Here is an 11,999-nt window from a genome sequence, read left to right as displayed (position 1 = left end):
TCAGACCTGCGCCGATCCCCAGCCCGGTGCGCCCTGCCCACCACCCGCCCCGTACGTCCGCGCCGCCCATGCCTGCAAGTGCGGTGAGTGGGCGATGAGTTCGCGGTAGGACGCGGCGGCCGAGCGGAACAGCGTCTCCGCGACCTCGTCGGTCACCCGGTCGCGCCGCCAGACGAGCAGATAGCGGCACCACAGCGGCGTTCCGGTCAGCGGTTTGACGAGCACTCCGGAGATCGGCCGGATCGTCGCCTGGACGACGGAGACCCCGAGCCCGTCGGCGATCATGTTCTGGAGCTGGAGCTGGTCGCCGAGGAATTCATGGACCGCCGCCGGGGTGAATCCGGCCGCCGCGCAGGCCGTGTAGAACACGCCCGGCCAGCCGGCCCCGTCGTCCGGGGTCAGGAACCAGGCGTCGTCGGCCAGATCGGCGAGCGCGACCTCCATGCGGTGCTTCACGCGGTGGTGCGCGGGGACGGCCACGAACGACGGCTCGACGACGATCCCGCGGTGCGCCATGACGGGGGAATGCGGCAGCTCCAGGCCGGGGTAGTCCACGGCGATCGCGGCGTCCAGCTCGCCCTTCTCCAGGCGTTCCACGATCTCCGAGGAGGCATAGACGCTGCTGACGGTCAGCGCCAGCTCCGGCAGCCGGCCGCGGACCCGGACGACCATGCCGGACAGCACCGGCGAGTTGGTCGCGGCCAGGCGGAGGACCTGGCGCACTCCCCCACCGCGGCCACCCCGGCGGCGCCCGATGGCATCGGCGCGGTTGAGCACCTCGCGCGCCTGGGCCAGCACCTCGGCACCGTACCGGGTCGGCTCCACGCCCGACGCCTGGCGCTCGAAGAGCGGTTCGCCGAAGTACCCCTCGATCCGCTGGAGTTGGGCGCTCATCGCCTGCTGCGAATACCTGAGCACCCGCGCGGCCCGGCCCAGGCTCCCGGCGTCGGCGATCGCACACAGGGCCCGCAGGTGCCGCAGCTCCAACTCCATCCGCTTCCGCTTCCCTCCACGTCGTACGCCGCCGGTCGTCCGGCTCCGGGCCGAACGACCCTCAGTACAATCGCACAGGTGTTTAGCCGCAAGATTGTCCTGCGCCGCGGCCGGCGGGATCGGGCCGTACGCCTCGGCGCCTCAGCCGAAGCCGAAGCGTCCGGCCGTCGCGACGTCGAGGGTGTCCTTGACCATGGCGAGCGCCGCGCCGACGGGGCTGGAACGGCCGCCGCTCACGGTGATGTCGCCGGCGGCCGGGCACCCGTACACCACGGCCTTCTCCGGGCCGGTCAGCGCGAACAGGGGGTCGCCCGGGGCCGTTTCCTCCAGCCGGACGCGGACCAGGAGCGGCCGATCCGCCCGTGCGGTTGCCACGGCCCGTAGCCGGCGCCCGTTGGCTGCCGCGGTCAGCGCCGCCCGCGCGGTGTGCCAGTCCACCGGTTCCGTCTGCGTCCGCACGTCCGACGGGTCCCAGCGCCACAGCAGGGCCGCCAGCAGCCGCACCTTCGTGGCCGCGTCGCCGCCGGACAGGTCGGCCGAGGGGGCGGCCTCCGCGATGCCCCGCCGCTGCGCCTCGCCGACCGCGGCGGCCAGGGAGTCGCCCGCGGCCAGGCGGTCCAGTACGAAGGTGGCGGTCCCGTTGGGGCAGGCCCGGATCGACCGGCAGCCGAGACCGCGCACGCCGGTTCTCGCCAGGTCCCCGGCCGGCAGTGCGGCGCCGGTGGCCCCGGAGATCCTGATCAGACTGCCACCGGCCTGCGCGGCGTCGCCGAGTGCGCGCCAGTGGCTGAGCAGATGACTCTTGGCCGCGGTGACGACATGGACCCCGCGGCGCAGCGCCAGGAGGGCCTCGTCGGCGGCCTGCTGACGTACCTGAGGAGAGGAGGGGAGCGCCTGTACCAGCACGCGTGCGCCGGTCTCGTCCAGCGTTTGCGCCAGCGGTGCCGACGGACCCCAGACCGCTCGCGGCGGCGGCTCTCCCCCGTGGGGCAGGCACTGGGCGGCGCCGACGCGGACGGCTCCCAGCCGCAGCCGGACCCCGTGGTCGCGGGCCATCTCGTCGCCCCGCGTGCGCAGTTGCCCGGCATAGGCGCGGCCGACCGGGCCGTAGCCCGACAGCACCACGGTGATGTCATCCGGTGATGGGGGCGCGGTGGCGGGTGCCATGGCCAGGTATCTCCAATTCAACGGCGGGCATTACCGGTTGGCGGACTCGTACGGTGTGGTGGGGGTGGGGCTCTGCGCTGCGGGGCGGGACGGGGGCGGAGCGGGCCGGGCGAGGATGCCGAGCCGCCGCGCGCACGCGCGCCACTGCCAGACCGACACACCGGCGGTGATCGCCCCAAGGGCCAGCCAGCCGGCCGGTCCGGCGGCGAGCACCGCGCCCGTCAGCAGCGGTGGCCCGGCGGACTTCTGGATGGACTGCGCCATGCCGGCCACCCCCAGATACCCGGCGCGCGCGTCCGCCGGGGCGAGCAGGACCGCCAGTTCCCACGAACTCACCGAACGCATCAGCTCCGCCAGTGTGACCAGAAGTGCCGCGGTCAGCAGTGCCGCTGTCGCCCACCCGGTCCCGCCCCGGGCGGACACCGCCACGACCACGCAGGACGCGCCCAGCACGACCCCGTACAGCAGTACCGCACGCGCGGCCCGGCGCGGCCCCTCGGCGCGCGCCGACACGCGTATCTGGAGGGCCACGACCAGCACCGTGTTGACGATGAGGAAGGTCGGGGCCAGGGCGTGCGGCGCCGAGGTTCGGGTGATCAGCCACAGCGGCAGGCCGACGTTGAGGACCGAGTCGTCGATGTTCATCACGATGTCGAGCAGGACGAACCGGAGGTACCCGGGGTCCCGCCAGGGACTCGCGGGCCGGGACGGCGGCGCGTCGCTCCCGCTGCCGGCCCGCGCCGACTCGGCGGCGGCGTCCCGTGGTTCGCGGGTGCGCCACACCAGCGCCGCGGCGACGACGAACGACAGCGCGTCACCCAGGATCAGGGCGGCGTACGCGGCGTGGGTGCCCACGGCGACGCCGATGGCCGCGATGCCGGTGCCGAAGGCGTAGCCCGCATTGGCCGCGCTGCGCGACAGTGCCTGGTAGGCGACGCGCCGCTCCCCCGCGGTCCGGGTGGCGAACAGCATCTCCAGCGTCTTGGCCGCCCGGTCTCCCAGGTAGGTCGCGGCCACGACGGGGAGCAGCGCGCCGAAGCCGGTGCACAGCAGCGTCAGGCTGAGGGTTACCAGGCGCAGCAGGTGACAGCCGATCAGCAGTCCCCGCACCGGGAAGCGGCCGGCGAGCCAACCGGCCAGCGGGGAGCCGAAGATGCCCGCCACTCCGGCCACGCCCAGGAGCACACCCACCTGTTGGGCGCTCAGGTGCGTCACGAACGTGAAGTACAGCACGGCTGCCGAGGTCCACAGCCCGGATCCGGTCCGGTCGAGGCAGAGCGCGAGCAGCATGATCCGGGCGTTCCGGCCGCCTGGCGGCCGGCGCAGCTGGGCGAACAGCCCCTGCCCCGCAGCGTGTTGGCCCTTCTTCTCGTACCGCATGGTGTCCCTGCCCCTCCCGTTCCCGCGCCGTGGTCGACGGCCGACAGGGGGAACCTTGCCGCGAGAATTCACTCGACGTCAAGATACTTGATGTCGATATAGTTTGCGGGGGCGCCCTCCACACCACAGGGGCCGCGCACCGTTCGGTGCGCGGCCCCTGGCGCGGACGCCCGGTGGTCTACCGGTCAGCGGACCGGCAGCACCGGGGTGTGCTCGCGCTGCACGGCCTGGAGTTGCTGCGGGTCGAGGCCGAGCAGCGCCAGGATCGTGGGCGCGATCTGGGCGGTGCGGACCGGCGTCGCGTTGCGCACGCCGGACGGGGTGGCCGCGCCGGAGACGACCAGCGGGACGTCGAGGTCGTCGGCGTGGGCGCCGCCGTGCTCGGCGATCTTCTTGGTGCCGCCGGTGTAGACGACGCCGTACTGGGCGGTGCCGAAGACGTCCGGGACACGGGCGTCCCCGGGCTTGACGCCGAAGTACCCGGCCGCGGCCCGGCCGGCGTAGACCGCGCTCAGGCCACCGTGGGTGAACGCCTTGGGCCGGGCGTTGATGTCGGTACCGTTGCCGCGCTGCGCCAGCAGGTACGTCTTCGCGAACTCGGCGGCCTGCTGGGAGCGGTCGTTCAGCCACAGCAGCATGCCGTCGTCGTCCACGGAGTGCGCGACGAGGGTGCCGGCCTTCGGGTGCAGCTTCTTCCAGGCGGCGTTGAGGCCGTCGAGCAGCGGGCCGTCGTCCACGCGGTTCAGCGCGGCCGGGTCGGTCGGCGACTGACCGTGCTTGGCGGACAGGACGACGGTGGTGCCGGCCTCCAGGTGCCGGTCCTTGATCTCCTTGACCAGCGAGGCGACTTCGCCGTTGACGAAGTCCAGGTTCCTGGCCAGCAGCGGGCCGGGCACGTTCTTCGCCGCGTAGCCGCCCTTGAGGCCGTCGGAAGTCGGCAGCTTCTGGGCGGTGGAGACGGACTGGAAGTTCAGGCCGAAGACCGCCGGGGTGCCGACCTTGTGGGTGCGGCTGTGGTCGTAGCCGTCGATCTCGTTGAGGACGGCCTGCGTCTTGTAGTGGTCGTACTGCTCGGTGGCCTTGTTGTCGGTGGTCCAGTCGCCGCCGGCCCGGTAGCCGGGAGCGGCACTGTTGATCTCCGGGGCGAACAGGTCCTGGATCCCGGTGCCGGACGGGCCGTTGAGGATGTCGTAGGCCGCGTGCTTGTCGGACCACGCGGTCCGCAGACCGGCCTGGCGGGCGACCTCGAAGACGGTGTTCACCTGGAGGTACGCGTGCGGGTGGACCGGCTTGCAGGTCTTCGGGTCGACCGGGAGCTTGCTCGGGTCGAGGAGGCTCTGCGGCTGACCGGTCATCTGCAGGATGCTGCCCGGCAGACCCTTGAGGCCCTGGCCGGCGTCCAGGGACGCCTTGTTCCTGTCCAGGTCCTCGGTGAGGTCCACCTCCACGCCGGGCCGGGCACCCTGGCAGTGGGTGGTACCGGCGGGGAGCAGGGCGTGGTCGTAGGTGTCGTCGTAGTAGACACCGGTGGTGCCCGGACCGCCGCCGGTGACCTGGGCGGCCATACCGGGGAAGGAGTCCGAGGGCGTGGTGGTCCTGGCGTGCGTGTACTGCACACCGCCGTGCACCAGGCGGGCCAGCGCCGACTGCGGGTGCTGGGCGATGTACCAGGCCAGGTCCGACTGGTGCAGGCCGTCGACGGAGACCAGCAGGACGTGCCGCGCGGCGGCCTGGTGGTGCGCGGCGGCATCGTCGGAGGCGGATGCCTGGGCGATGGTCACGCCGGCGAGGGTTCCGGCAGCGCAGAGCGCGGCAGCCAGTCGGACGGAGCGGCGGGTCACGGGTCTCCCCTGATGTTGTGAGTAGCGGAGGGGGGTGGATTAGCGCGCTCATGATGAACCGGGCCGCGTGTAGCAGCGGGATCCGGCACATGAACAACCAGGGAACGGTCGGTATGGCCCGCCTTTGCCGACACCGGCCGTACCGCGCATCGCCCCTACCGCGCATCGTCCGTACCGCTGCGGACGAATTTCCTTACAGGCGTTACTCAACCGTGCGGGAGGGCGGATCGGAACCGGAAAGCCGGTCCGGTAACGCGTCGGCATCCGCCCGCGATTGACGCACGCTTTTCGACCCGCATTCCGCAACGCCCGCCGCACTGCACAGGGGCGGAAGTGCCGCGGCGCCCTACCGATGCGCCCTGTCGCGCGCGGCTCCCCGAGCAGTACGGTATGTGACCGACGCAATCCCCGAACACGCCGCACCGGCCGGTCCGCTGGTTCGCGAGCGTGGATTTCCGCGTGCTTTCCGACAGGGGAGATCGCAGATGGCTGACCAACCCTATCCGTACCGGAGCGCACTGATCACCGGTGCCTCCAGCGGCATCGGTACGGCCCTGGCCCGGAATCTGGGGGCCCGGGGCGTCTCCCTCGTCCTCGTCGCCCGCCGGGAATCGCGGCTGCGGGACCTCGCCGAGGAATTGCGGACGGCGCACTCCGTCGAGGTGGACGTGCTGCCGGCCGACCTGACCGACGTCGCGCAGACCGCGCAGGTGGAGGCCCGCCTCACCGATGCGGCCAAACCGGTCGAACTGCTGGTCAACAATGCCGGTTCCAGCGCGGCCGGAGTCTTCGCCAACCTCCCCATGGACCGGGAGGAAGCCACGCTCCGGCTGAACAACGAGGCGGTGCTGCGGCTCACCCGCTCCGTCCTGCCACGGATGCGGATAGCGGGGCGGGGCGGAATCCTCAACGTCTCGTCCCTGGCGGGCGATTTCCCGTCGCCCTCTCTCGCCACCTACGCCGCAACGAAGGCTTTCCTCACCCATTTCTCCGAGGACCTGGCCATCGAGAACCGCGGCTCGGGCATCCATGTCACCGTGCTGCTGCCGGGCCTGACCAAGACCGGGTGCTTCGCGACGAACGCCTTCGGCCCCGCACCGGTGCCGCGGCTCTTCTGGCTGGAGGCCGACGCGGTCGCCGCCGCGGGGCTCGACGCCGTCGCCGCGGGGAAGCGCCGTTGCGTGCCCGGCGCCGCCTACAAGATCGTGAACACCCTCCTGCCCTTCACACCGCCCCCGCTGAAACGGGCGCTCGGACGCCATCTGTGGCGCCGGTGACGCCGACCGGTCCCGGCGGGGTTGTTCATGCCGCGAGGGGCTGTGGGCGTTCGATGAGCTGACCGCGTTCGAAGCGGGCTCCGGCGCGGACGAGGGCGACGAGGTGGGGTGCGTTCACGGCCCGCCAGCGCGCCTGGGCGGACTCGATGAGTTTGAAGACCATGGCGAGGGCGGCGGTGCGGGATCCGGCGCCGCGGGTGACCTTGGTCCGCAGTCGGACGGTGGAGAAGGTGGACTCGACGGGATTCGTGGTCCGCAGGTGGATCCAGTGCTCGGCGGGGAAGTCGTAGAACGCCAGCAGCTGGTCCTGGTCGTCGGTGATCTTCTTGACGGCCTTGGGGAACTTCGCGCCGTAGAGCTGGGCGAACGTTGTGACCGCCTGGGCGGCGTGATCGCGGTCCTCGGCGTTGTAGATGTCCTGGATCGCCTTCTTCGCGCCGGGTTGCGCGGACTTCGGCATGGAGTCGAGCACGTTTGCGGTTTTGTGAACCCAGCACCTTTGCTCGCGGGTCTGCGGGAATACCTCCGTGAGGGCTTTCCAGAACCCAAGTGCCCCGTCGCCGACCGCGAGAACGGGAGCGCGCATGCCACGGCGTGCGCAGTCGCGCATCAGATCCGCCCAGGACTCGGCGGACTCGCGGTAGCCGTCTTTGAGTGCGACCAGCTCCTTGCTGCCGTCGGCGCGCACCCCGACCAGGACCAGGACGCTGGCTTTGGCCTCTTCCAGGCGGACGTTGAGGTGGATGCCGTCGGCCCACATGTAGACGTAGTCGACCTGGGTGAGGTCGCGGTCCATGAACGCGGTGTGGTCGGCCTGCCACTGCTGGGTCAGCCGGGTGACGGTCGCCGGCGAGAGCCCGGCCGAGCTGCCGAGGAACTGCTCAAGGGCGGGCACGAAGTCCCCGGAGGACAAGCCGTGCAGGTAGAGCAGCGGCAGGACCTCGCTGATCTTCGGGGACTTGCGGCACCACGGCGGCAGGATCGCCGAGGAGTCTCAATGACGAAGTCAAGCCGCCTGCGCGAGCGGCGGGACGGGGGTGAACTCCCGGTTGTCGCGCAGAAGAGCCCAGAGCACGCTCGCTCGTCGGCGGGCCAGAGCGATGACGGCCTGGACGTGTTTGCAGCCTTCGCCGCGCTTCTTGAGGTAGAAGTCCCGGTTCGGTCCCTCGCGGATGATGCTGGTCTGGGCGGACATGTAGAACACCCGTCGCAGGCGGCGGCTGTAGCGCTTGGGCCGGTGAAGGTTGCCGGTCCGCCGGCCAGAGTCGCGCGGGACAGGCACCAGCCCGGCCGCCGAGGCCAGGTGGCCGGCATCCACGTAAGCGGACAAGTCACCGGCAGCGACCACGAATTCCGCTCCCAATATCGGGCCCATGCCGGGCAGGGACTCGATGATCTCCGCCTGCGGGTGACTGTGGAACGTGTCGCGGATCTGCCGGTCGATCCGCTTCAGGCGGTCGTCCAGGGCCAGGATCTGTGCCGCCAGGTCAGCGACGATCTGCGCGGCGACATCCTCTCCAGGCAGCGAGGTCTGCTGTGCCTGAGCCGCCTCCAAGGCCGTGGCCGCGACCGCGTCGGCGCCCCGGACGCTGCGGTTGGCCAGCCACGCCGTGAGCCGGGCCCGCCCGCGGCGCCGGATGGCGGCGGGGGTCTGGTAGCCGGTCAGCAGCACGAGCGCTCCCTTGTGGCTGCTGTAGTCGAAGGCCCGCTCCAGCGCGGGGAAGATGCCGGTCAGCACGTCACGGAGCCGGTTGATCATCCGTACCCGGTCGGCCACGAGGTCGGTGCGGTGGGCAGTCAGCAAGGCGAGGTCGGCGGCGAGCTGGGCGGGCATTTCGATGGTGGCGAAGTCCCGGCGGTGGCGGGCGGTTTCGGCGATGACGTAGGCGTCGCGGGCGTCGGTCTTGGCCTCGCCCCGGTAGGCGCCGGACATGCGGTTGACGGTGCGGCCGGGCACGTAGACGGCCTGCTGGCCGTGGGCCGCCAGCAGGGCCAGCAGCAGCGCGGAGGCCGTGCCGGAGATGTCCACCGCCCAGCGGACTTCGTCCGCCAGGTCCAGGATCTCGCCGAGCGCGGTCAGGATCGCCGACTCGTCGTTGTCGATCTTCTTCGACCATACGGTGGCGCCGGTGTCGTCGACCACGGCCGCCCAGTGGTGTCCCTTGCCTGCATCGATGCCGACCCAGACCTGGGCCCGTCGCTTACTCACTCGCCCCTCCTCGTTCCGCACAGCGTGCCGTCGGCCCGAGGAACACCCCGCTGTCATCTCCGTAAACAGCGACCGCGCAAGGCGCGCACATCTCAATCAGCAGCCAGGGCGCCCCGGAGAGCCGGACGGCCACTCCTCGGGAGCCACTGAAGGCAAGCCCGCATAAGCCACATCCGGCCCTCCCGGGCCGCCTAACAACTTACGGAGAACCGCATGCGCTCGCCCGTGGCCGCATCGACGCGCTTGTCGTTCACGCGCGGGGCTTTGACCTCGACCGTTCCGGCCACGGTGGTGACCTTCCGCGGCTGGTGGTAGCCGTTGCGCACGACCGGACGCCGTCCCGTCTCGTCCCGCTCATCGGTCAACTCGGCTATATAGCGTTGACTTCAGCTTCCAGGGCGGCAGCGAGCATGCGCCTTGCGCCCTCACGGACGATGTCGTCGATCAGGGAGCCGGTCTCGGTCGTTCCCTCGGCATTCACTACGCTCAGCACGGGCGTGCCTTCCCGGCCGACGCTGCAACGCCGGCCTACTCGATGACCAGAAGTCGATCACTCGGGAAGGTACGCCCTTCGCGTCCAACCCGAGGCCGATCCACAGGTCATGAGCATTGCTCCGGACTGCGCTTTCGAGCGGTCACTTCGCGCCGCGCTCCGTCCTTCGTCGACACCAAGGGTTTGACGCTACCGGAACGGCGTCGTCCGTAAAGGCCGGATCGTCGGGATGACGGCCTCGACACACCTAGAACCAGTCGGCTTCAGCGACCTCCACGTGGGCATGTGTCGCTCCTGCTGGCCGTCAACAGGCCGCGGTCCCGTGCGGCATAAGCCGAGCGCCATTCTTCAGGCGCCCAGGATCCGGGTTACGCACCAGCAGCGAGGCTCTGCAGAAGCGTGCGCCGCCGTTCATTCAAGGCGGACCACCGATGCACGAACCCCAGCCCACACCTCACCCCCGAACCCCGCATAGAGCCGAAAGAGTGGCCCTCCCCCTTGGGATCCCTCTGGGACTTCTCTGGGACTTCCGGCCGCATCAACGGGCATGACCGTGAAACGGCCGAAAGGCCATCAGCGCAGGTCAGCGCCCCAAAGCCACCCATCGCGCCAGGTCACGGGGCCGCCTGGTCTCTTCCGGGACATCTGAGAGGTGGATGCCGCCGCACCCTGGCTGACCTGCGCGGACGCGGGTCTGGAGGGGTGCGGCGGCATCTGCGGGATTTCCCTGGGACTTTGGGGTTCCTCCCGGCAGCGCTCCTGGGTGCGCGCTCAGCCGCCCACGGCTGCTGCCACCGCGTCCCGCAGGATGCCGAGGCCCTCGGCCAGTTCTTCGTCCGTGGAGGTCAGGGGCGGCATGAGCTTCACCACCTCGTCGCAGGAGCCCGACGTCTCCACCAGGAGCCCGCGGGCGAATGCCGCGTCAGCGACCTGCCTGGCCATGTGCGACTCCCGGAAGTCTAGGCCCCACACCAGGCCACGACCACGCGACGCCGCTACGTGCGCCGCGTGCCGATCGGCGAGCTCGCCCAGCGTCTCCGCGAACAGGACGCCCCGTGCTTCGGTCTGCTTCTCCAGGGTGCTGTCCGCCCAGAACTCCCGCAGGGCAGTGGCTGCCGTCACGAATGCCGGGTTGTTGCCGCGGAACGTGCCGTTGTGCTCGCCCGGTTGCCATACGTCCAACTCGGTGCGGAAGAGCGTGAGGGACATCGGCAGGCCGTATCCGCTGATGGACTTGGACAGGCAGACGATGTCCGGGGTGATGCCTGCGGCCTCGAAGCTGAAGAAGGGCCCCGTGCGGCCGCAGCCCATCTGAATGTCGTCGATGATCAAGAGGATGTCTCGGCGGCTGCACAGCTCCGCGAGGTCGGCGAGCCAGGCCGCGCCGGCCGGGTTGACGCCGCCCTCGCCCTGCACGGTCTCCACGATGACGGCTGCGGGGAGGTCCAGGCCGCTACTGCTGTCGGCGAGCATGCTGTCCAGCAGGTGCAGCCCGGACACCTGGTCCTGGGAGAACCCGTCGTAGGGGATGCGCAAGGTGTGGCCGAGCGGAATGCCGGCACCCGCGCGCTTGGCGGCGTTTCCCGTGACGGCCAGTGAACCCAGCGACATGCCGTGGAAGGCGCCGGTGAAGGCGACGATCGTCTGACGCCCCGTCACCTTGCGGGCCAGCTTGAGCGCGGCCTCCACGCTGTTGGTACCGGTGGGACCGGGGAACTGCACCCGGTAGTCCAGTCCGCGAGGGCCGAGCACCCGCGCCGCGAACTCGGTGAGGAAGTCCTCCTTGGCGACGGTCAGCATGTCCAGGCTGTGGGCAACCCCGTCCTGCTCCAGGTAGTCGAGCAACGCCCGTTTGAGCACGGGGTGGTTGTGACCGTAGTTCAGGGCGCCGGCGCCGGCGAAGAAGTCCAGATAGGCCCGGCCGTCGCGATCGAACATGCGGCTGCCGCGCGCCTGGTTGAACGCCACAGGCCAGTTCCGGCAGTAGCTGCGGACTTCGGACTCGATGGTGGGGGCGATCATGATGTCTCCTCGGAGGGGGAGCTGGATGAGGAAGGTGGGGTGAACGGAGAGGGCGCGCCGGGGTGCTCATCGCCGTCGTGGGCGTTGGCGGCGCGGGGCGGGGGGTGAGGGGTGAGGGCGTACCGGCCGGTTGCGGTGATCAACGGCACGGCTGCGCACGGCAGTTGGATGAACCGGTGGTTCTGGCCGGAGGCGGAGATGCCAGCCGCTGGGCCCACCGACGTGCCCACCGACTGGCACGGGCCCAGCAAGGACGGGGAGGAGGCGCCCTCGTCGGGCGGGCGGCCTCGTTCGCGTGTGCTGCCGCCACCGGTGCCGGCAGCAACTCGCCCCGTGTCCCGATCGGCGCACCGCGGACGAGCACGCCCACGCTGGTACCGAGCGCCTTCACGGCGTGGCCTCCGCAGACGCACGCGGCACCATGCCCGGGGCGATCCGCCGCTGCCATCGGCCGGTGCCCCTGCTCCTCGGTACCTCGAAGGGAGTGCCGGCGAGCGCGTTCAGCGTGAGCAGCCGTCCGTAGACGTGACCGTTCTCGCCTGAGCCGTGCCGGATCCCCACGAGGGCGACCGGGCGGACGAGACCCGCCGAAGCAGGTCGTAGGGGCTTGGCCATCG

General features: G+C 71.0%; 8 protein-coding genes and 2 pseudogenes. 1 reads left to right on the top strand and 9 read right to left on the bottom strand.

Annotated features, from left to right (window positions below):
• The 4 genes from ACO0M4_RS05605 to ACO0M4_RS05590 all read right to left on the bottom strand — a co-directional run bounded on the left by ACO0M4_RS05605 (position 1) and on the right by ACO0M4_RS05590 (position 5,381).
• Positions 1–993, bottom strand: coding sequence for a LysR family transcriptional regulator (locus ACO0M4_RS05605; protein WP_430368507.1), 993 nt, complete (start codon positions 991–993; stop codon positions 1–3).
• 141 nt (positions 994–1,134) lie between these two features.
• On the bottom strand, positions 1,135–2,160 hold the full coding sequence (locus ACO0M4_RS05600; protein ID WP_430368506.1) for a homoserine dehydrogenase: 1,026 nt from the start codon (positions 2,158–2,160) through the stop codon (positions 1,135–1,137).
• A gap of 30 nt (positions 2,161–2,190) precedes the next feature.
• Positions 2,191–3,540 carry an MFS transporter gene (locus tag ACO0M4_RS05595; RefSeq protein ID WP_430368504.1) on the bottom strand — a complete coding sequence of 450 codons (1,350 nt, stop codon included), beginning with the start codon at positions 3,538–3,540 and terminating at the stop codon, positions 2,191–2,193.
• A 185-nt stretch (positions 3,541–3,725) separates the two neighbouring features.
• On the bottom strand, positions 3,726–5,381 hold the full coding sequence (locus ACO0M4_RS05590) for an alkaline phosphatase family protein (protein ID WP_430368503.1): 1,656 nt from the start codon (positions 5,379–5,381) through the stop codon (positions 3,726–3,728).
• A 485-nt stretch (positions 5,382–5,866) separates the two neighbouring features.
• On the opposite strand from ACO0M4_RS05590, the gene ACO0M4_RS05585 reads away from it, so the two are divergent.
• Positions 5,867–6,658 (top strand): SDR family NAD(P)-dependent oxidoreductase, encoded by a 792-nt coding sequence (locus ACO0M4_RS05585; RefSeq protein WP_430368502.1) that lies wholly within the window; start codon positions 5,867–5,869, stop codon positions 6,656–6,658.
• A 25-nt stretch (positions 6,659–6,683) separates the two neighbouring features.
• Here ACO0M4_RS05585 and ACO0M4_RS05580 read toward each other — a convergent pair.
• From ACO0M4_RS05580 to ACO0M4_RS05560, 5 genes and pseudogenes are all read right to left on the bottom strand, one after another.
• A pseudogene (locus tag ACO0M4_RS05580) lies at positions 6,684–7,649 on the bottom strand (IS256 family transposase); the annotation flags it as partial.
• A gap of 15 nt (positions 7,650–7,664) precedes the next feature.
• Positions 7,665–8,867, bottom strand: coding sequence for an IS110 family transposase (locus ACO0M4_RS05575; protein ID WP_430368501.1), 1,203 nt, complete (start codon positions 8,865–8,867; stop codon positions 7,665–7,667).
• Between the two features lie 203 nt (positions 8,868–9,070).
• Positions 9,071–9,360: pseudogene (locus tag ACO0M4_RS05570) on the bottom strand (transposase); the annotation flags it as partial.
• A 771-nt stretch (positions 9,361–10,131) separates the two neighbouring features.
• Positions 10,132–11,382 carry a diaminobutyrate--2-oxoglutarate transaminase gene (ectB, locus tag ACO0M4_RS05565; protein ID WP_430368500.1) on the bottom strand — a complete coding sequence of 417 codons (1,251 nt, stop codon included), beginning with the start codon at positions 11,380–11,382 and terminating at the stop codon, positions 10,132–10,134.
• Positions 11,383–11,769: 387 nt separating this feature from the next.
• Positions 11,770–11,997 (bottom strand): hypothetical protein, encoded by a 228-nt coding sequence (locus tag ACO0M4_RS05560; RefSeq protein ID WP_430368498.1) that lies wholly within the window; start codon positions 11,995–11,997, stop codon positions 11,770–11,772.
• Positions 11,998–11,999: the final 2 nt, after the last annotated feature.

Source organism: Streptomyces sp. RGM 3693 (assembly GCF_050471125.1).
In the GTDB taxonomy this organism is placed as follows: Bacteria; Actinomycetota; Actinomycetes; order Streptomycetales; family Streptomycetaceae; genus Streptomyces.
This window is presented reverse-complemented; position numbering and strand designations above follow the sequence as displayed.